The organism is Achromobacter sp. (assembly GCF_032113835.1).
Classification (GTDB): Bacteria; Pseudomonadota; Gammaproteobacteria; order Burkholderiales; family Burkholderiaceae_B; genus Achromobacter.
Map to the genome: position 1 here is coordinate 41,592 of NZ_DAMCTG010000023.1, position 20,789 is coordinate 62,380.

Sequence of the window (20,789 nt, forward strand, 5' to 3'; positions counted from 1 at the left end):
TCTGTTGTCTTTTTGAAAATGGCGAGACGTTATTTGTATACTCGACGCATGACTACCGACCTCCACAATCTCAAGCCCGGTTACTACTGGTACACCATGGCCAACGACCCGCTGGCCGTCATCCATATTCATGAAGACGGCGGCGCCACGCTCATGGGCACGGACTATCGCATCGGCGCCGAAGGCGTCGCCGACATGGTTCGGCAAGGCGAGCGCTTCTTCTGGATCGAGCCGCCCCAAGTCTGAGATGGCGGATCTGCTCCTCAAGAGCGTTCGCACGGCACAAGGCGAGGGTGTTGACGTCCTGGTGCGCGGCGGCCGCATCCTGCGGATCGGACCCGGCCTCGATGCCGATCCCGGCATAAGTGTCGAAGACGGCGGCGGCGCCTTGCTGCTGCCCGCCCTCATCGAGGGCCATACTCATCTCGACAAGACGACCTGGGGTTCCGCCTGGTACGTGAACAAGGTCGGACCGTCCCTCACCGATCGCATCGACAACGAACGCAACTGGCGCGCCGCCACGGCACACGACGCCGCCAGCCACTCGCACGCATTGGCGCTCGCATTTCTGCGGGCGGGCACGACGCGGATCCGCACCCACGTCGACGTCGACACCGACGCCGGGTTGAAACACCTGGAAGGCGTGCATGCCACGCGGCAGGCATTGGCCGGCCGCGTCGAAATCCAGACAGTGGCCTTTCCGCAATCGGGTCTCTTGGCGCGTCCCGGCACGGCCGAGCTGCTGGACCGGGCACTTGCCGGCGGGGCCGACGTGCTGGGCGGGCTGGATCCGTCCGCCATCGACCGCGATCCCATGAAATCCCTGGACGTGCTGTTCGGGCTGGCCGACAAGCATGGCAAACCGGTGGACATTCATCTGCACGAGCCCGGCGAGCTGGGCGCCTTCACGCTCGAACTCATACTCGACCGGGTGCAGGCGCTGGACATGAAGGGCAAGGTCGTGATCAGCCATGCCTTCTGTCTGGGCGCCGTCGACGCCGCGCGCCTGAATGGGCTGCTCCGGCGGCTGGCGTTGCTGGACGTGGCCCTGCTGACCACCGCGCCGGCGTCGCGGCCGGTGCCTGCGGTGCGCGCCTGCCGCGAGGCGGCCGTAACGCTTTTTGGCGGCAATGACGGCATCCGGGACACCTGGACACCCTACGGCAGTCCCGACATGCTGGAACGCGCGGCGCTGATCGGGCTGCGCAACGACCTGCGCCGCGACGATGAGATCGAATGGGCGTTTGAATGCGTGACCCGTGCCGCGGCACGCGCCTGCGGGTTTGCGGACTACGGTCTGGTCCCGGGCGCGCGCGCCGACCTGGTGCTGGCCGACGCCAGCTGTGTCGCCCAAGCCGTGGTGCAGCGCACGCCCCGTCGCCTGGTGGTGTCGAGCGGCGTGGTCGTGGCGCGCAACGGCGAAGACGCCGTCGCCTAGCGGGCGCGCTGCGCGGCTGCGGCGCCCAGGCCGAGTTGCGACTCGGCCAATTCCACAAACGCCCGCATCAGTTCCGATCGCACGCCTGACCGCAACCAGATCGCGCCCACCGTTCGGACCGGACAAGGCTCAGGCAACGGCCAGCGTTTGACGTGCGCTGACGGCGTACCCGTGCTGGCCCAGTCGGGCAGCAGGGCGACACCCAACCCTTCGGCGACCAGTTTGGCAATCGATTCGATGCCGTCCAGTTCAAAGCGGACGCGCGGACGCAGGCTGCGCGCGCGCAGGTAGTCGTCCGCCATCTTGCCGCCCACCACGCTGCGGTCGTAGCAGATGTACGGTTCCCGGGCGATGACCGCCAAGGGGTCGTCGACCTTCATATCGGCGGGCGAGACCAGCACCAGGGGTTCGTGCCGCAGGTCGCGCCATGCGCAGGTCTTGGGAATGGGAAACAGCGGATGCACCAGCAGCGCGCCGTCCAGTTCGCCGGACAGCACCTTGCTGTACAGCAGCGTGGTCGGCGCGGGTTCTATATAGATCTCGATACCGGGATGCCGCGCCGCCCACGTGCGCAGCACCGGCGGCATGATGCCGGTCAGGGCGGTGGGCGTTGCGCCCAGCCGCAAAGGGCCCGCCGGCAGGTCCGTGTCCGACGCGGCCGAGCGCAGGTCGCGCACGTCGCGCAGGATGGCGCGTGCGCGTTCCAGGATGCGCACACCCGCGGGCGTGGGTTTGACCGTGCGGCCCGAGCGCGCGATCAGCGCACTGCCGACGTCCGCTTCCAGCGCGCGCAGCCGCTGCTGCACGGTGGCGGGCGTCAGCCCCTGATGCCGCGCGGCCTGGGCGATGGAGCCCAGTTCCACCACATGCACATACGTCTGTAGAAAGCGCGAATCCAAAGCGGCGTTCTCATTTCGGAAAATGGATTTTCCATATTCTAAAGATGCGTGAAGATAATTGTTGTTTTCTTTGGGCAGGAGAAGAATACGTCCAGGCGATCAGGCCGCGCGCGGCGCGCCGATCGGTCCAATCGATTTCACTGCTTTCAAGGAGCCTCCCGTGCCCATCATTGAATCCATAGACGTATGCGCCGCGGCGGTACCTCTGGATAAAGTCACCTCGTTCTCCAACCGCACCGTGTCCACCCGCCACTACGGCCTGGTCAAGGTGCGCTCGACCGATGGCGTCGAGGGCATCGGCTTCTGCTACGTCGGCAGCGCCGGCGGTGCGATCTTCGAGGCGGCAGTCCAAAGCCTCCTGGGTCCCGTGCTGCTCGGCAAGGATTCGCACGCGGTCGAAGGGCTGTGGCAATCCATGTACCAGGAAGCGCTGTTGCAGGGCCGCCAAGGCACGGTGATGCGCGCACTGAGCGCGCTGGACATCGCGCTGTGGGACCTGAACGCCAAGACCGCGGGCCTGCCGCTGCACAAGTTCCTGGGCGCCGTCGAACTGGAATCCGTGCCGGCCTACGCCAGCGGCGGCTACTACCTGGATGGCAAGACGCCGCAGCATCTGGGCGAGGAAATGGCCAGCTATGTGGCCAAGGGCTTTGGCGCGGTCAAGATGAAGACCGGCCGACTGTCGCCGCGCGAGGAGGAAGCACGCCTGAAGGCCGCGCGCGAAGCCGTGGGTCCGGACGTCGAGCTGATGATGGACTGCAATAACGCCTGGCAGGACGTGACGCAGGCCATGCAATACATCCGCCGTTTCGAACAATACGAGCCGTACTTCATCGAAGAGCCTTTCAGCCCGGACGACATCGACAGCCACGCCAAGCTGGCGCGACTGACCCATCTGCCGATTGCCACCGCCGAGATCGGCTACGGCCGCTGGTATCACAAGGAACTACTGGACAAGGGTGCGGCCGGCATCCTGCAGACGGACGCGGCGGTCTGCGGCGGCATCACCGAGTGGAAGCGCATCGCCGCCACGGCGGCCAGCTATGGCGTGGTCGTGTGCCCGCACTGGTTCCACGACGTGCATGCGCCGCTAGTCGCGGCCACGCCCAATGCACGCTACGTCGAATTCTTCTGGGACGACCAGGTCCTGAACTTCCGCAAGCTGGTCGACCGCCAACTGACCCACAAGCAGGGCCGGGTGATCCTGCATCAGGAGCCGGGCCTGGGGTTCGGCTTTGACGAGCGCATGGTCGAACGCTTCGGCAAGTGGACGCGGGTCGCCCGCTAAGCCACTCGCCAGGCGCCGCGCGCACACGGTCACAAGCCGTGTCCATGCAGCGGCGGCGCCGATTCATGCAGGCGTAGTACCGAAGGTCCGCATCCAGGCCGCGTCAGACGGCCGGATGCCACAGAGGCAGGCAGTTCCACATAACCAGTTGCCGGCCTTTGGATCGGCGCGCGAGGAGACAACAATGCAACGTAGGCAATTCATGACCGGCGCCGCGGCGCTCGGGGCGGCCCTTGTGCTGCCGTCGGCGGCGCGGGCGCAGGACATGCCGTCCGGGCCGGTGAAGATCGTGGTGGGGTTTCCCGCGGGCGGCGGCACGGACGTGCTGGCCCGGCTGCTGGGACAGAAACTCGGCGTGTTGTGGAACATGCCCGTCATCATCGAAAACCGCGCGGGCGCGGCTGGCATCATTGCCGCCGAACAGGTCGCCCGCCAGCCCGGCGACGGCAACACGCTGCTGATGGCGCACGTGAACAGCCACGGCATCGCGCCGGGCTTGCAGCCCAAGCTGGCGTATTCGGTGGACAAGGACTTCACGCCCATCGCGCTGGTCGGCAAGACGCCCACCATTCTGATCGGCGGCGCAAATCAGCCGGCAAAGTCCCTGCCCGAACTCGTGCAGCTGTGCCGCGCGCAGCCGGGCAAGATCGTGTTCGGATCGGCAGGCAGCGGGTCCGCGCAGCATCTAGCGCTGGAAATCTTCAAGGCGCGCGCCGGCATCGACGTGCTGCACGTGCCGTACAAGGGATCGGCGCCGTTGATGAACGACCTGCTGGGCGGCCATGTGCAGTATTGCTTCGAGGGCATGACCACGGCCACGCCGCTGATCCAGTCCGGCAAGGTCATCGCGTTGGCCCAGACGCTGCAAAAACGTTCCAAGAGCCAACCCGATGTGCCGACGGTCGCGGAGCAGGGCTATCCGGGTTTCGAGGCCAGCATCTGGTTCGGCATGGTCGGTCCGGGCGGGATGCCCGCCGCCATGGTCCAGCGCATGAATCGGGATATCGACCAGGTGCTGGCGATGCCGGACGTGCAGGAGAAGCTGGCGCAGGTGGGCGCGGAAGACGGAGGCGGGGGCGTACAGCGCTTTGCCGAGTTCATGAAGAGTGAACAGCAGAAGTACGCGAAGACGATTCAGGACGCGAAGATTGTGGCGGAGGGGTAAAGCCAGATACGGGCGGTGTCTGACACCCAGTGGCGCAGATCCGGCACATGAAGATGGTCTCTCGCGGGTGTCAGACACCGCGTGACTGAGATGGGCGGTGTCTGACACCCAAGGCGCACATCCGGCATATGAAGATGGTCTCTCACGGGTGTCAGACACCGCGTCATTTAGACAGGATCCACCCACCCCGCCGTCGCCGAGATCGAGCGGGCTTTTTCGCTGAGCAGGCGCGCCGTGTCGGATTCCAGGTCGTCATCCACCGCGCCCACCGGCCCCATCAGCGTGATGGCGGCCTTCATTTCGCCCAGCATGTCGAAGATGGGCGCCGACAGCGACGTGAAGTGCGGCAGCAGCGCGTGGCGGCAGCGGCTGATGTGGTGCTTCTGCACTTCGTCGCGGATGGCCTGCACGTCCGCCATCGTGTAGGTGTTGCCGGCCGTGCCGCCGTGGCTTTCAGGCGTGGGCGAGGCCATTTCCTGTTCCAGCAGCTCGCGGGTCAGCGCATCGGGCAGGTGCGCCAGGAAATTGCGGCCCAGCGCCGATGACAGCAGCGGCATCACCGTGCCCACGCGCAATTCCAGCAGCGGCCGGCTGCGGCTGCCTTCGACGCGGTAGACGATCGTGGGGCCCTTGTTGCCCCACACGCCCAAAAACACCGTGTGACCCGTGGCCGCGGCCACCTCGGCCATGATCGGACGCGCCGTCGTGAACACGTCGAATTGCTCCAACGCGGCCAGCCCCAGCCGCAACGCATACGGACCCAGGCCGTAGTGACCGGTGTCCGCGTGCTGCTGCACCACGCCGACTTTCTGGAAGCTCACCAGGTAGTAATGAACGTTGGGAACCGTCAACGCACAGGCGTCCGCAATCTCCTTCAGCGGCATCGGGCGGCCGGTCTTGCGGATGACGTCCAGGATCCGGAATCCCACTTCGATCGACTGAATGCCCCTGCGCGCCGTGGCCGGCGCCTGTTCCGAATTCTTCTCAGCCTTGCCGGCGGGCCTTGCCATTGCTGCCTCCACTGTGTGCGTGGCGGCAGTGTAGCAGCGGCCTTTCCGGCGCTTTTGCGGCCCGCGCCGGGTTTCCCCTAGCTTTTTCCCGCCCGCGCTTCGCTTTGATAATAGTTAATGCGTACAGCAGTATCAATCTAAAACGACAGGGGAAAGCAAGCATGGAAGCAAATGTCGCAATGCCCAGGCTCGACGCCGGGCCGACGCTGAGCCGCAAGGAAGAACGCCAGGTCGTGGTCGCCTCGACGCTGGGCACGCTGTTCGAGTGGTACGACTTTTTCATCTACGGAACGCTGGCCGTCTTCATGAGCCAGGTCCTGTTTCCGCAGGACAACCCGACCGTCGCGCTGCTGGCCGCCCTGGGCGCGCTGGCCGTGGGCTTCATCATCCGGCCGCTGGGCGCGGTGATGTTCGGCTACCTGGGCGACAAGCTAGGCCGCAAGTACACCTTCCTGATCACGGTCGTCATGATGGGTGGCGCCACCGTGCTGATCGGCTGCCTGCCCACCTACGAGACGGCGGGCCACCTGTCCTGGATCCTGCTGCTGACGCTGCGCATCGTGCAGGGCCTGGCGGTGGGCGGGGAATACGGCGGTGCGGTGATCTACGTTGCCGAGCACTGCGAACCGCGGCGCCGGGGCCTCTTGACCGGCTGGATCCAGATCACCTCGTCGGCCGGTCTGATCCTGTCGCTGGTCGTCATCCTGCTCGTCCAGGCCTCGATGAGCGCCGAGGACTTCCGCCAGTGGGGCTGGCGCCTGCCGTTCATCCTGTCCATCGTGATGCTGGCCATTTCAATCTACGTGCGCGCCAAGCTGCACGAATCGCCCGTCTTCACGCGCATGAAGCAGCAGAACCGCCTGTCGAAGAACCCGGTCAAGGAAACGTTCGGCCAATGGCCCAGCCTGCGCCTCGTGCTGCTGGCGCTGATCGGCGTCACCGCCGGACAGGGCGCCACCTATTTCACGGGCCAGTTCTACGTGATGATCTTCCTGCAGCAGGCCGTGCAGCTTGATCAGACGACCGTCTACCGGCTGATCCTGATCGGCTTCATCATCGGCGCGCCGACTTTCGTGCTGTTCGGCTGGCTGTCGGACAAGGTGGGCCGCAAGTGGATCATGATGGCCGGCCTGTTCATCGGCGCAGTGGGCTACCACGCGATGTTCAACGTGCTGCTCAACGCCGGCAATCCGGCGCTGGCGCAGGCGATGCAGACGACGCCGGTGCGCGTGCATGCGGACACCAGCGGCGGCGCGTGCGACTTCGGTTTGCAGGCCGCCATGATCGGCAGCCATGCCGACCACAAGAAGGTGTGCGTGCAGGCCAAGAAATTCCTGGTCGGCAAGGGCATCAACTTTGAATATGCCGCGCCGATCCCGGGGCAGGAGATCGCGATGAGCGTGGGCGGCGTCACCGTCAACGGCTTTGACCGTGCGGCCTACGCCAAGGCGCTGACGGCGGCCGGCTATCCCGAAAAGGCGGATCCCGCGCGCATCGACCGCGCCACCATCATCCTGATCCTGGTGCTGATGACCGCCGTCGTCGCGATGGTCTATGGCCCGGTCGCGTCCTATCTGGTTGAATTGTTCCCGGCGCGCATCCGCTACACGGCGCTGTCGTTCCCGTATCACATCGGCGCGGGCATTTTTGGCGGTATCGTGCCCTTTACCGCCACCTACCTGGCGCAGGCCAGCGGCAATATCTTCGGCGGCCTGATGTATCCGGTGGCGGTGATGGTGGTCGTGGGCGTGATTGGCAGCTTGCTGCTGCCCAACACGCGTGCGAAGGCCATCGACGAAGATCCGGCCCACTGACAACAACGAAAAAGGAAGCGAGCAGAGACATGCCCATCCACAAAACTTTCAAGGCCGCCGTCATCCAGGCGGCGTCCATTCCCACCGACAGCATGGCGTGCGCCGAGAAGGCCGCCGCGCTGATCCGGCAGGCGGCCGAGCAGGGCGCCCGCGTGCAGGTGTTTCCCGAGGCCTTCCTGGGCGGATACCCCAAGGGCAACTCCTTTGGCGCGCCCATCGGCATGCGCAAGCCCGAGGGCCGTGACGCCTTCGCCGCCTACCATCAGCAGGCCATCCGCCTGGACGGCGAAGAGGTCGCGCTGGTGGCGCAGGCAGCCGCCGATACCGACAGCTTCGTGGTCATGGGCTGCATCGAGGCTGACGGTGGCACGCTGTACTGCACCGTGCTGTACTTCAACGGCCAGGCCGGCTTGGCGGGCAAGCACCGCAAGCTGATGCCGACCGCGGGCGAACGCCTGATCTGGGGTTTCGGCGATGGGTCCACCATGCCCGTCATCGACACGCCTTACGGCAAGATCGGCGCGGTGATCTGCTGGGAAAACTACATGCCCATGCTGCGCATGTACATGTACAGCCAGGGCGTCGCGCTGTATTGCGCGCCCACCGCGGACGATCGCGACACCTGGGTGCCCAGCATGCGCCACATCGCGCTGGAAGGGCGCTGCTACGTGCTGACCGCGTGCCAGCATCTGCGCCGCAGCGCCTACCCCGAGGACTTCGAATGCGCGTTGGGCGACGCCCCGGACACCGTCCTGATGCGCGGCGGCAGCGCCATCATCGGCCCGTTGGGTGAAGTGCTGGCTGGCCCGGACTTCTCGGACGAGACCATCCTGTACGCCGACATCGAGCCCAACCAGATCCTGCGCGGCAAGTACGACTTCGACGTGTCCGGGCACTACGCCCGCCCCGACGTCTTCCAGCTTCAGGTGGACACCCGCGAAAAGCGTGCGGTCTCGGCCACGGGCGCCGCCGCCGGGCAGCAGGAGGTCTGATCGATGCATTTTGATTTCAACGCCTTGCCGGCGCAGACGGTCTACAACATCCTCACCTCGACCGTCACGCCGCGTCCGATCGCCTGGGTCACCACCGTGTCGGGCAAAGGCGTCGTCAACGCCGCGCCGTTCAGTTTCTTCAACGTGATGGGGCATCAGCCGCCGACGGTCGCAATCGGCCTGATGCGCCATGCCGGCGGGGAATTCAAGGACACCGGCGCCAACATCATCGAGAACGGCGAGTTCGTGGTGAACCTGGTGCCGGAATCCCTGGTCCGCGAAATGAACCAGACCTGCGCCGATTACCCGGCCGACGTCGACGAGATGGCCGCGGCCGGTTTGACCGCTTTGCCCGCCACGCATGTCCGGCCGCCCCGCATCCAGGGCAGTCCGGTGTCGCTGGAGTGTGTCAGCCAGGCAACGGTCGTGACCGGCCCGCGACAAATTGTGGTCATCGGGCGCGTCCTGGGGGCGCACGTCGAGGACGCCTACGTGCGCGACGCCGAACGCGGGCACGTGGACACGCCGGCGCTTGGACTCATTGCCCGCATGCACGGCGGCGGGTGGTATGCGCGCAGTACGGACACCTTCCAGCTGGCGCGGCCGACGTCGCCGACCTGAAGTTCCAACGGCCTTCGGGCCGTTTTTTTTGCCGGGGTTTTGCCGGTGAATTCGGTCACCGGTAGCGGCTTTTTTACAACGCTGCTGACGCGCTTAACGCAATGCGAAGAGGTTGCGTCAATAACGGCTTCATTTCCCCCGATGCCGCCCAAATCCGGACTGCTAGCATCCGTTCGACCGTCGCGAGAACCCTCGAAAATCCGAACTCTCCGCCGGCAATTTCAGACACAACGGACACCATAATTGGGGGCGGATAACCAGGGGCTTGCGAGCATCTGGCTTGAATTGGCGGCGGCGCAATCCGACGTCAAAGCATCCGCCCGAGCACGCATTCACACTTGCCCTGGAAGTCGCCGGAGGCAGTATGAAAAACATGAAGCTTGGAACCCGCCTTGCGGGTGGTTTCGCCATCTTGCTGGCCATGATCATGGTCATGTGCATCGTCGGGCTGGTCAGCCTGGCCAACATCAACGAATCGGTCGAAACGCTGACGCAGCGTTCCCTCACGAAGGAACGTTTGATCAACGACTGGGCGCGCAACATCCAGTCCGGCGTCACCCGGACCACCGCGATCGCCAAGAGCGCCGACGCCAGCCTGGCAGGCTTCTTCACCGAGGAAGCCGCGGCATCGACTCGCAATTCGTCGGCCTTGCAGCAGAAGATCGAACCCTTGATCGAAAGCGACGAGGAAAAGGCGCTGTGGCAAGGGATCAGCAAGGCGCGCGCGGATTACCTGCGCACCCGCGACGGCATCTTCAAGGCCAAGCAGGAAGGCAACGTGGACGCCGCCAACAAGATCTTCACGCAGGAGTTCGTGCCCGCGACGCGCCAGTTCATCGACAACATCAATCGCCTGTCCGAACTGCAACGCGCCGACATCGACGCGCGGGCTTCGGAGATCGAGGCGTCCTACCGCACTGCGAACCTTTGGATGATCGTGATCGGCTCCATCGCGGTGGTCTGCGGCCTCTTGATGTCCGTGCTGCTGACGCGCAGCATCACCCGCCCGCTGTCCGACGCCGTGCGCGTCGCGCGCACGGTTGCCGCGAACGACCTGACCAGCACCATCGTCGTGCGCTCGCGCGATGAGATCGGCCAGTTGATGGCGGCGCTGGAATCCATGAATGCCAACCTGGCCAGCACGGTCGCCCGGATCCGCACCGGGGTAGACAGCATCGCGTCCGCCTCCGGCGAGATCGCGGCGGGCAACACCGACCTGTCCTCGCGCACCGAGCAGCAGGCCGCCTCGCTGGAGGAAACCGCCGCGTCGATGGAGCAACTGTCTTCCACCGTGAAACAGAACGCCGACAGCGCCAAGCAGGCCAACCAGCTCGCCGCGGCGGCCTCGGAAACCGCGTCGCGCGGCGGCGCCACCGTGTCGGAGGTCGTGAGCACCATGACGGCCATCTCCGCCAGCTCGGTGAAGATCTCGGACATCGTGTCGGTCATCGACGGCATTGCATTCCAGACCAACATCCTGGCGCTGAACGCCGCGGTGGAAGCCGCGCGCGCCGGCGAGCAGGGCAAGGGCTTCGCGGTCGTGGCCGCCGAGGTGCGGACGCTGGCGCAGCGCAGCGCCCAGGCCGCCAAGGAGATCAAGGTACTGATCGAAGACACCGTGCAGAAGATCGGCCAGGGCTCCGGCAGCGCCGAACGCGCTGGCGCGACGATGCAGGAGATCGTCAGTTCGGTGCAGCGCGTGACCGACATCATGGGTGAAATTGCCGCGGCGTCGGCTGAGCAGGCCGATGGCATCGAACAGGTCAACCGTGCGGTGTCGCAGATGGATGAGGTGACCCAGCAGAACGCGGCGCTGGTGGAAGAGGCGGCTGCGGCTGCCGGTTCCATGCAGGATCAGTCGGCGGATCTGACGCGGGCGGTGAGCGCGTTCAGGCTGCCGGGTGGCGGGGAGCGGGTGCTGGCGGTTGAGTCGGTGTCGTCCGTCCAGGCCGGCGGATCGCAAGCGTCGTTGCGGCTGGCTGCTTATTGAGCGTGCGGCAATGGCGTGAATGACGCTGGAAAAAAGAGCCCCGATCATTTCGGGGCTTTTTTTGTTCTGCAGGCGTGCACCGACCAAAAGAAAAAAGCCCCTGATTTCTCAGGGGCTTCATTCTTCAATACTTGGCGGAGAGGGTGGGATTCGAACCCACGGTACGGGGATACCGTACGCCTGATTTCGAGTCAGGTACATTCGACCACTCTGCCACCTCTCCGTGGCTGGGTTCCGTAACGGTGAAGTCTTGCTGAGCTGTTGCTTTTACAAGATTCACTAAAGATCCCTGGTCGGAAGGATCTTCGTTGTCGGAGCAGCGAAGCCCGCAATTCTACAGGATTTTTTTCTTTTGTGTAAAGGGGGGAGAAAAAGAACGGGTAAAAGGACCACAGCGGGTTTCATCCGGCTTTCAGCCGGCGCAATCTTTGGCCAGAATTCACCCCATTCCGCCCTCTGCCCATTCCATGGACCTCATCCTCATCCTTCTGCTTGCGGCTGTGCTTTGCGTGCCTGTCACGCAAAGACTGGGGCTGGGCGCCATTCCGGGCTACCTGATCGCGGGCGTTCTGGTCGGACCATCGTGCTTCAAGCTGGTCACGAACGTGGACACGATGATCGGCGTCTCGCAATGGGGCGTCGTGATGATGCTGTTCATCATCGGGCTGGAACTGTCGCCCAAGCGCCTGTGGGCGATGCGCAACGAAGTCTTCATCCTGGGCACCCTGCAGATGCTGGTCTGCGGCCTGCTCCTGGGGCTGGTGTTCGGCGCGGCGCTGCGGCATCTGGCGGGCATGGAGTGGCAGGCGGCGGTGTTGTGCGGTCTGTCGCTGGCGCTGTCGTCCACGGCGGTTGCGCTGCGGTTGCTGGACGAGCGCCAGTTGACGCGCACGCCGTTGGGGCGCTCGGCGCTGGGCGTGCTGCTGTTCCAGGACATGGCCGCGATTCCGATGCTGGTTGCGGCCGGCCTGCTGGGGTCGGACGGGACCTCCGCGCCATCCTTCAAGGAAGCGCTGGTGGCCGTGGCGGTCGTGGCGCTGGCCTACCGGCTGCGCCTCCTGGGCTGGGCCGCCAAGGCGGAATTGAACGAACTCTTTACCGCGGCGGCGCTGCTGATGGTGGTGGGCGCGGCCCAATTGTTCGACTACGCGGGCCTGTCGGCAGGCTTGGGCGGTTTCCTGGTGGGCGTGCTGATGGCCGAATCGCGCTACCGGCACGAACTGGAAAAGGCGATCGACCCGTTCAAGGGATTGCTGCTAGGTCTCTTCTTCGTGGCCATCGGCATGTCCATCAACCTCAAGGTGGTGGCGCATCATTGGCTCTTTATCTGCGCAGGCGTCGCGGCGCTGCTGGCGGTGAAGGCCGTCATTCTTTATGGATTCGCGCGATTTCTGGGCCTGCCGCGCTATCACCGGCTGCTGTTTGCGCTGGTGCTGGCGCAGGGCGGCGAATTCAGCTTTGCAATCTTCAATGAAGCGTGGGACAACCACCTGGTGAACCTGGAGCAGCGCGACGTTCTGTCGGTGATCGTCGCGGTCTCGATGGGCGTGGTGCCGGTGCTGATCAAGGTGCTCGAGCGCGTGCCGGAGAAATACGGCGGCATGGCGGGCTTGCCTGTGACAGACGCGTTGCCGGTCACGGACACGCCGTCGCCTGCCGACGCCGCGCCGTCCTCGCCCACGGACAAGCCGCCCTCTGCTTGACCCCGCGGCGGGTAAGGGCATGGCATGATTGGCGGCTTGCCGGGCAGCTACACTTGAAGCCCGTTTCGTTTCCCCACGCCAGCTCACAGGAGAAAGCTCATGCTCAAAGGAAAAGTAGCGCTTGTCACCGGTTCCACCAGCGGCATCGGCCTGGGTATCGCCACGGCCTTCGCCGAGCAGGGCGCCGATATCGTCCTGAACGGTTTTGGCGATGCGGCCGAAATCGAGAAGCTGCGCGCGGAGCTTGCCGCCAAGCATGGCGTGAAGGTCATCTATGACGGCGCGGATCTTTCTAAGGGCGCGGCCGTGCGCGAGCTGGTCGAGAACACCGTGCGCCAGCTTGGCCGCATCGACATCCTGGTCAATAACGCCGGCATCCAGCACACCGCGTTGATCGAAGACTTCCCGGCCGAGAAGTGGGATGCCATCCTGGCGCTGAATCTGTCCGCCGTGTTCCACGGCACCGCCGCCGCCTTGCCCCACATGAAGAAGCAGGGTTCGGGCCGCATCATCAATATCGCGTCCGCGCATGGCCTGGTGGCATCGGCCAGCAAGTCGGCCTACGTGGCCGCCAAGCACGGCGTGGTGGGATTCACCAAGGTCACGGCATTGGAAACGGCCGGGCAGGGCATCACCGCCAACGCCATCTGCCCGGGCTGGGTGCGTACCCCGCTCGTCGAAAAGCAGATCACCGCGCTGGCTGAAAAGGACGGTGTGGACCAGGAAACCGCTGCCCGCGATCTGCTCAGCGAAAAGCAGCCGTCGCTGCAATTCGTGACGCCGGAACAGTTGGGCGGCACCGCCGTGTTCCTGGCCTCGGACGCCGCCGCGCAAATCACCGGCACGACCATCTCCGTCGATGGCGGCTGGACGGCGCGCTAAACAAGGAAACTCTGAATGCTGTTGTTGCTTTCCCCCGCCAAGAAGCTGGACTACGACTCGCCGCTGCACGTCGAGACGCATACCCAGCCGATGTTCGTGGATCAGGCCGCCGGCCTGATCAAGGTCCTGAAGACCAAGACCGCCGAGGACATCTCGGATCTCATGAGCCTGAGCCCGGCCCTGTCCGAGCTGAACGTCCAGCGCTACGCGCACTGGAAGCGCAGCTTCACGCAGGCCAACTCGCGCCAGGCCGTGCTGGCCTTCAATGGCGACGTCTACGAAGGGCTGGACGCCGGCACCTTGTCGGCCAAGCAGCTCGACTGGGCGCAGGAACATGTCGCCATCCTGAGCGGCCTGTATGGCGTGCTGCGCCCGCTCGACCTGATGCAGCCGTACCGCCTGGAAATGGGCACGCGGCTGGAGAACCCCAAGGGCAAGAACCTGTACGAGTATTGGGGCAGCACCATCGCGGACTACCTGAACGAGCGCCAGGCCGGCCAGAAGTCGCCGGTCGTCATCAATCTGGCCTCCGAGGAATACTTCAAGTCCGTCGATCAGAAGGTCTTGAAGGCACGGGTGGTGCAATGCGTGTTCCAGGACTGGAAGAACGGCGCCTGGAAGATCATCAGCTTCCATGCCAAGCGCGCGCGCGGCCTGATGGCGCGCTACGCCATCCAGCACAAGGTCGCCAAGCCGGAAGGGCTGCAGGGGTTTGATCTGGAAGGCTACGCGTACGACGCGTCGGCGTCGTCGGCGGACAAGCTGGTGTTTCGCCGCAAGCTGGATTGACGGAGTTTCCGGGCGGGGAAGGTGTCAGACACCCCGGAAGCGGTGCGGTCGCTTGAAGACTGTCTCGTTGGGGTGTCAGACACCTAGTTGAAGACTGTTGTCAGACACCTGGTTGGACTTCGCTTTTTCATAAAAATGCCGGCCTGGCATCTCCGCCAGGCCGGCACTTTTTTGTCCATCGAACCGCCGAACGCCAGCTTACGACGCTGCCGCCGCCACCGGCGGCGCATGCAGCGGATCGGCCAGCGCCTGCAGTTCCTGGCGGATCATGTGGGTGGCTTTGAGCATCTGCTTCACGGGATAGACCAGCGCCGCCTGGTCGCCCGCGGTATCGAACTGCGTGGGAAGGTCCAGCGGCACGCGCGGGCTGTTTTCATCCAGCAGCACCGTCATGCCGTCCAGCGCCTGCCGGACCGGCTCGGGCGTGGCGGGCAGCGTCGCCAGAATCGGAATCGCCGCGGTGATCTGCGAGGCCAGCACGTGGTTCTGGATCAGCAGATTGTTCAGTTCCGGCACGTCCACTTGATGCGACTTGGGTTCGCTCATCATGCGGTAGAACGCCTCGGCAAAATTGCTGAAGGCGATGTGGACGTTCTTGCGGGCCAGGCGCCAGGCCAGGTCGGCGTCGGTGACGGCGGGCGTGTCGGTGGCAGCCGCGCCAACGGGCGCGCCGTGCGCCTGCATGGCTTCGACGTAGCGCAGGCCGGCCAGCAGATACTCGCGGTTGGCGCGGGTTGCGGCCGAGGCCAGGGGCTTCAGGTAACGCGCCTCCCACCACGGCAGGATGTAGCTGCAGACCAGCGCCAGCGCGCAGCCCAGCAGCGTGTCGATGGCGCGTTCGCCGATCACCGACATGGACACCGTGCCCGGCGACACGAAATGGAAGACCAGCACCACGAACAGCGTGTTGAAGATGGCGCTGGCCATGTAGTTGAGCTGCACCATGCTGTTGCCCATGATGCAGGCGCCCAGCAGGACGGCGAACAGGATGCTCGGCTCGTCGGTCACGTTGAACAGCAGCAGCGCGGCGATGCAGCCGATCAGGGTGCCCGTCAGCCGCCAGCCATTGCGCTGGCGCGTCAGCGCGAAGCCCGGCTTCATGATGATCACGATGGTCAGCATGATCCAGTAGTTGTGCGCCGAGAACTCGGGCGACAGCCAGCGGCTGGCCAGCGTCATGGCGATCGCCGCGGCGGCTGTCACGCGCAGCGCATAGCGGAAGTGGGGAGAGTCCAGCCGCAGGTTGCTGGTCAAGAGGCCAAAGCGGAATTCCTGGCGCGAAATGAATCGCGTCAGCGACTTGTTGATGCGCAGCACGTCGGTGGGCTTGGCGTCGGGCGAGGCCGCCGTGTGATCAGCCAGGCGATCCACGATGCGCGCCGAATTGCGCAGGCGCCGCAGCACCTGCACGATCAGCGCCAGCATCTCCGGATCGCGTTCGCCCAGCCCCTGCTGCTTGAGCTGTTCGATCTCGTATTCGATGGCGCGCAGTTCGGCCTTGGCGCTGCTGCGGTACTGCACCTTGCGGCCGCGCGACACGTCGAGCGCAATGCGGTTCAGTTCCAGCGACATCTTCACCAGCGCGTCGCGCATGAACATAAGGCAGTCGTTGCCGGCCAGCGTGCGGCGCAGCGCCGCGTAGTCGGTATGCGTGGCGACCAGTGTGTCCAGCAGCTGCAGCATGTCGACGAACATGTTCCAGATCATCACGCGCTGGCGGTCGCCCAGGCCCTTGCCGCGGGGCAGGGCGCGCAGCACCATGTCGCGAGCGGCCTGGTGCTTTTCGGTCATGACGGACTGGCGCTGGATCAGGTCGCGATAGGCCTCGTCCAAGTCGGACGTTTCATCGTAGAACGCGGCGCGCGCGGCTACGTAATCGGCGGTGGCAAACAACGCCACCGACATGGCCTGCTGTTCTTCGCGCAGCCAGAACAGGCGCGAAAACCCCAGGCTGAACACCACGTAGAACAGCGCGCCGCCCAGCGTGGCCGCGGCGTGGGCCAGGACCTCGTGCGGCGCCAGCGGCGAGTGCATGGTCAGCGTCATCAGCAGGAGGCCCGCAAAGCCGATCAGGCCGCCGCGCTTGCCGAACACGGTGAACATCGAATAGACGAAGCACTGCGCGATGACCGCCAGCCAGATCAGCACCGGATGCGAGGACGCCAGCCCCGTGATGATGACGGTGATCGTGCCCAACGCCGCGCCGCCCAGCATTTCGTTGGTGCGGTGCCGCTGCGGGCCGCCCGGTTGATCGATGATGGCGAGGCATTGCGCGCCGAAGGTTGCCACCAGGCCGGTCGTGTAATTGCCGAAGAGGCCGCCCAGCACCAGCACGGGCAACAGCATGCCGACCCCCTGGCGCACCCCTCCGAAGAAGTAGTGGCTATAGAGAAAGCGGCGAATGCTGGCAATGCGTAAATCCATGGACGGCGGCTCGGTTCTGGACGACGCAACAAGTATAGAGAGGCCATCGCGGGTTTTGGGGCCGGATAGTGACCGAACCTTCCACGCAACGGTCGGCGAAAGTCGATTTGCCACCTTTGACGCAACGCGGTAAATTGCTCCACTTGCTTCGGTCTGCCTATCCGATACCGGAGCGTTGATGCGAACGGCCAGGGTCACATCCCAGCCGTTGTGCAGCAAGTCTCACCTGCCGTTGGCCGCGCCACAAGCGTGTGTTGCCAAGGCTTCCATTTCGACCTCCAGCGTCCCCCAGGGGCGTTTGCACTGCGTTCTGTCGAGCGTGTGCCGGGTCGGCAAGGTGTCCGGGTGGCGTGGCTCCGTGAGCCGCTAAGCGCCGGATCATGTTGTCGTAACCGGTATGGGTTCAGTTGCCGCCGTATCCGGGCGCGCAGCAGTCAGGGTTGCAGGGCCGGTTTTGAAAGGAACTACAACATGGAAATGAATGGCGCCGATATCGTCGTGCGCTGCCTGGCCGATGAAGGCGTGGAACACGTTTTCGGCTACCCTGGCGGCGCGGTGCTCTACATCTACGACGCAATCTTCAAGCAAGACAAATTCCAACATATCCTGGTTCGTCACGAGCAAGCTGCCGTGCACGCGGCCGATGCCTACTCGCGCTCGTCGCAGAAGGTCGGCGTCTGCATCGTGACCAGCGGTCCGGGCGTGACCAATGCCGTCACCGGCATTGCCACCGCCTACATGGACTCCATCCCGATGGTCATCATCAGCGGGCAGGTGCCCACTGCGGCCATTGGCGAAGACGCTTTCCAGGAATGCGACACCGTCGGCATCACGCGTCCCTGCGTCAAGCACAACTTCCTCGTGCGCGACGTGAAGGACCTGGCCGAAACCATGCGCCGCGCGTTCTACATTGCGCGCACGGGCCGTCCCGGTCCGGTGCTGGTGGATATCCCCAAGGACATCACCGTCGCGCAGTGCAAGTACGTGCCGCCCAAGGGCGAGATCTCGATGCGTTCCTACGCGCCCGTCAACAAGGGTCACCAGGGACAGATCAAGAAGGCCGTGCAGATGCTGCTGGCGGCCGAGCGCCCCATGATCTACACGGGCGGCGGCGTCATCCTGTCGAACGCCGCGCCCGAGCTCAACAAGCTCGTGACGCAACTGGGCGCGCCCTGCACCAGCACCCTGATGGGGCTGGGCGGCTATCCGGCCAGCAGCGGCCAGTTCGTGGGCATGCCCGGCATGCACGGCACGTACGAGGCCAACATGGCCATGCAGCACTGTGACGTGCTGCTCGCCATCGGCGCCCGTTTCGATGACCGCGTGATCGGCAACCCCAAGCACTTCGCGCAGAACGCCCGCAAGATCATCCACATCGACATCGATCCCTCGTCGATCTCCAAGCGCGTGCGCGTGGATGTCCCGATCGTGGGCAACGTCAAGGACGTCCTGGCCGACCTCAGCGCGCAGTTCGAGATCGCCGCCGCCGAGCACAAGCCGGCCTCGCTCGCCAAATGGTGGGACCAGGTCGAGACGTGGCGCGGCAAGGAATGCCTGAAGTTCGCCAACTCGGACGAAGTCATCAAGCCGCAGTACGTGGTGGGAAAGCTCTGGGAAGTGACCGGAGGCGACGCCTTCGTCACCTCGGACGTCGGCCAGCACCAGATGTGGGCCGCCCAGTACTACAAGTTCGACAAGCCGCGCCGCTGGATCAACTCCGGCGGCCTGGGCACCATGGGTGTGGGCCTGCCGTACGCCATGGGCGTGCAGATGGCCAATCCGGGCAAGGACATCGCCGTGATCACCGGCGAGGCCTCGATCCAGATGAACATCCAGGAACTGTCGACCTGCCACCAGTACCGCCTGACGCCCAAGATCGTCTGCCTGAACAACCGGTTCCTGGGCATGGTGCGCCAATGGCAGCAGATCGATTACGGTTCGCGCTATTCCGAGTCGTACATGGATTCGCTGCCCGACTTCGTCAAGGTCGCCGAGGCCTATGGCCACGTGGGCCTGCGCATCGAGCGCCCGGCCGACGTCGAACCGGCGCTGCGCGAAGCGTTCGGCAAGCACAAGGAGCGCCTGGTCTTCCTGGACTTCATCACCGACCGCACCGAAAACGTGTGGCCGATGGTCAAGGCCGGCCGCGGGCTGACTGAAATGCTGCTCGGCTCTGAAGACCTGTAAGGAGGCCCCGCAATGAAGCACGTGATTTCCGTCCTCCTCGAAAACGAACCCGGCGCGCTGTCGCGCGTGGTGGGTCTGTTTTCCGCGCGGGGCTACAACATCGAAACCCTGACCGTGGCGCCCACCGAGGACTCCACGCTGTCGCGCATGACCATCGTCACGACCGGTTCGGACGAGGTCATCGAACAGATCACCAAGCATTTGAACCGCCTGGTCGATGTCGTGAAGGTGGTGGACCTGACCGAAGGCGCGCACATCGAGCGCGAGCTGATGCTCGTGAAGGTGCGTGCCGTCGGCAAGGAACGCGAGGAAATGAAGCGCATGGCGGACATCTTCCGCGGCCGCATCATCGACGTCACCGACAAGTCCTACACCATCGAATTGACCGGGGTGCAGGAAAAAGTACAGGCCTTCCTCGAGGCCCTGGACCGCAGTGCCATCCTTGAAACCGTACGCACCGGCGTGTCCGGCATCGGACGCGGTGAACGGATTTTGAAGATTTGACCGGCCTTCCAGGCCTGCCTCACCCTACATCTGAATCAAACGAATATCCAAATACTGGAATCTGGAGCACAACATGAAAGTTTTCTACGACAAAGACTGCGATCTGTCCCTCATCAAAGGCAAGACCGTTGCCATCATCGGCTACGGTTCGCAAGGTCACGCGCACGCGCTGAACCTGCATGAGTCGGGCGTGAAGGTCATCGTCGGCCTGCGCAAGGGCGGCGCCTCGTGGAACAAGGCCGCCAACGCCGGCCTGGAAGTCAAGGAAGTCGCGGAAGCCGTCAAGTCGGCCGACATCGTCATGATGTTGCTGCCCGACGAGAACATCGCTTCGGTCTACAACAACGAAGTCCACGGCAACATCAAGGCGGGCGCCGCCCTGGCGTTTGCCCACGGCTTCAACGTCCACTACGGCCAAGTCGTGCCGCGTGAAGACATCGACGTCATCATGATCGCCCCGAAGGCCCCCGGCCACACGGTGCGCAACACGTACAAGCAAGGTGGCGGCGTGCCCCACTTGGTGGCCGTGTACCAGGACAAGTCGGGCGCCGCGCGTGACGTGGCCCTGTCGTACGCCAGCGCCAACGGCGGCGGCCGTGCCGGCATCATCGAAACCAACTTCCGCGAAGAAACCGAAACCGACCTGTTCGGCGAACAGGCCGTGCTGTGCGGCGGTACCGTCGAACTGATCAAGGCCGGTTTCGACACGCTGGTGGAAGCCGGCTACGCGCCCGAAATGGCTTACTTCGAGTGCCTGCACGAACTGAAGCTGATCGTCGACCTGATCTACGAAGGCGGCATCGCCAACATGAACTACTCGATTTCGAACAACGCCGAATTCGGCGAATACGAAACGGGTCCGAAGATCGTTACGGACGAAACCCGCAAGGCCATGCGCCAGTGCCTGACGGACATCCAGACCGGCGAATACGCCAAGAAGTTCATCCTGGAAAACGCCGCCGGCGCCCCGACGCTGACCTCGCGCCGCCGCATCAACGCGGAATCGCAGATCGAGCAAGTGGGCGGCAAGCTGCGCGCCATGATGCCCTGGATCGCCGCCAACAAGCTGGTGGACAAGTCCAA

17 protein-coding genes and 1 tRNA gene are annotated in these 20,789 nt (G+C 64.6%); 14 read left to right on the forward strand and 4 right to left on the reverse strand.

Annotated features, from left to right (window positions below; genetic code table 11):
• Window positions 1-48 precede the first annotated feature (48 nt).
• Window positions 49-246 carry a hypothetical protein gene (locus RT697_RS11060; protein ID WP_056568607.1) on the forward strand — a complete coding sequence of 66 codons (198 nt, stop codon included), beginning with the start codon at window positions 49-51 and terminating at the stop codon, window positions 244-246.
• A 1-nt stretch (window position 247) separates the two neighbouring features.
• Window positions 248-1,438 (forward strand): amidohydrolase family protein, encoded by a 1,191-nt coding sequence (locus tag RT697_RS11065; protein WP_313698857.1) that lies wholly within the window; start codon window positions 248-250, stop codon window positions 1,436-1,438.
• On the opposite strand, the gene RT697_RS11070 is transcribed toward RT697_RS11065, so the two are convergent.
• On the reverse strand, window positions 1,435-2,337 hold the full coding sequence (locus RT697_RS11070; RefSeq protein WP_313698859.1) for a LysR family transcriptional regulator: 903 nt from the start codon (window positions 2,335-2,337) through the stop codon (window positions 1,435-1,437). The two genes, RT697_RS11065 and RT697_RS11070, sit on opposite strands and share 4 nt — an antisense overlap.
• 160 nt (window positions 2,338-2,497) lie before the next feature.
• Between RT697_RS11070 and RT697_RS11075 the strand changes: the two genes are divergently transcribed.
• Together RT697_RS11075 and RT697_RS11080 are read left to right on the forward strand one after the other, a co-directional pair.
• A complete protein-coding gene (locus RT697_RS11075) occupies window positions 2,498-3,625 on the forward strand; it encodes a mandelate racemase/muconate lactonizing enzyme family protein (protein ID WP_105237620.1) in 1,128 nt (375 codons plus the stop codon).
• A gap of 184 nt (window positions 3,626-3,809) precedes the next feature.
• Window positions 3,810-4,790 carry a tripartite tricarboxylate transporter substrate binding protein gene (locus RT697_RS11080; protein ID WP_313698860.1) on the forward strand — a complete coding sequence of 327 codons (981 nt, stop codon included), beginning with the start codon at window positions 3,810-3,812 and terminating at the stop codon, window positions 4,788-4,790.
• Window positions 4,791-4,957: 167 nt separating this feature from the next.
• On the opposite strand, the gene RT697_RS11085 is transcribed toward RT697_RS11080, so the two are convergent.
• Window positions 4,958-5,800, reverse strand: coding sequence for an IclR family transcriptional regulator (locus RT697_RS11085; protein WP_313698862.1), 843 nt, complete (start codon window positions 5,798-5,800; stop codon window positions 4,958-4,960).
• A gap of 161 nt (window positions 5,801-5,961) precedes the next feature.
• Here RT697_RS11085 and RT697_RS11090 point away from each other — a divergent pair, with 161 nt between their 5' ends.
• The 4 genes from RT697_RS11090 (at window position 5,962) to RT697_RS11105 (ending at window position 11,217) form a co-directional block, all read left to right on the forward strand.
• Window positions 5,962-7,614 (forward strand): MFS transporter, encoded by a 1,653-nt coding sequence (locus RT697_RS11090; RefSeq protein WP_313698863.1) that lies wholly within the window; start codon window positions 5,962-5,964, stop codon window positions 7,612-7,614.
• Window positions 7,615-7,643: 29 nt separating this feature from the next.
• Window positions 7,644-8,606, forward strand: coding sequence for a carbon-nitrogen hydrolase family protein (locus RT697_RS11095; protein ID WP_313698864.1), 963 nt, complete (start codon window positions 7,644-7,646; stop codon window positions 8,604-8,606).
• Between the two features lie 3 nt (window positions 8,607-8,609).
• Window positions 8,610-9,227, forward strand: coding sequence for a flavin reductase family protein (locus tag RT697_RS11100; RefSeq protein WP_175123116.1), 618 nt, complete (start codon window positions 8,610-8,612; stop codon window positions 9,225-9,227).
• Between the two features lie 373 nt (window positions 9,228-9,600).
• On the forward strand, window positions 9,601-11,217 hold the full coding sequence (locus tag RT697_RS11105) for a methyl-accepting chemotaxis protein (RefSeq protein WP_313698867.1): 1,617 nt from the start codon (window positions 9,601-9,603) through the stop codon (window positions 11,215-11,217).
• 132 nt (window positions 11,218-11,349) lie between these two features.
• Here the strand turns inward: RT697_RS11105 and RT697_RS11110 are convergent.
• A tRNA-Ser gene (locus RT697_RS11110) sits at window positions 11,350-11,440 on the reverse strand.
• Between the two features lie 244 nt (window positions 11,441-11,684).
• Between RT697_RS11110 and RT697_RS11115 the strand changes: the two genes are divergently transcribed.
• The 3 genes from RT697_RS11115 to yaaA all read left to right on the forward strand — a co-directional run bounded on the left by RT697_RS11115 (window position 11,685) and on the right by yaaA (window position 14,591).
• Complete coding sequence (locus RT697_RS11115; RefSeq protein ID WP_313698869.1) at window positions 11,685-12,920, forward strand: cation:proton antiporter; 1,236 nt, start codon at window positions 11,685-11,687, stop codon at window positions 12,918-12,920.
• A gap of 99 nt (window positions 12,921-13,019) precedes the next feature.
• Window positions 13,020-13,802 carry a 3-hydroxybutyrate dehydrogenase gene (locus RT697_RS11120; protein ID WP_313698870.1) on the forward strand — a complete coding sequence of 261 codons (783 nt, stop codon included), beginning with the start codon at window positions 13,020-13,022 and terminating at the stop codon, window positions 13,800-13,802.
• Between the two features lie 15 nt (window positions 13,803-13,817).
• Entirely contained in the window at window positions 13,818-14,591 is a 774-nt protein-coding gene (gene yaaA, locus RT697_RS11125) for a peroxide stress protein YaaA (RefSeq protein ID WP_313698871.1), read from the forward strand.
• Between the two features lie 198 nt (window positions 14,592-14,789).
• On the opposite strand, the gene RT697_RS11130 is transcribed toward yaaA, so the two are convergent.
• Window positions 14,790-17,015: an FUSC family membrane protein gene (locus RT697_RS11130; protein ID WP_313698873.1), complete on the reverse strand. Its 2,226-nt coding sequence runs from the start codon at window positions 17,013-17,015 to the stop codon at window positions 14,790-14,792.
• 417 nt (window positions 17,016-17,432) lie between these two features.
• Between RT697_RS11130 and RT697_RS11135 the strand changes: the two genes are divergently transcribed.
• The 3 genes from RT697_RS11135 to ilvC form a co-directional block, all read left to right on the forward strand.
• Complete coding sequence (locus RT697_RS11135; protein ID WP_313698878.1) at window positions 17,433-19,202, forward strand: acetolactate synthase 3 catalytic subunit; 1,770 nt, start codon at window positions 17,433-17,435, stop codon at window positions 19,200-19,202.
• A gap of 12 nt (window positions 19,203-19,214) precedes the next feature.
• Window positions 19,215-19,706, forward strand: coding sequence for an acetolactate synthase small subunit (ilvN, locus tag RT697_RS11140; protein WP_006223608.1), 492 nt, complete (start codon window positions 19,215-19,217; stop codon window positions 19,704-19,706).
• A gap of 73 nt (window positions 19,707-19,779) precedes the next feature.
• The coding region (gene ilvC, locus RT697_RS11145; RefSeq protein WP_313698875.1) for a ketol-acid reductoisomerase at window positions 19,780-20,789 on the forward strand (1,010 nt) is incomplete at its 3' end.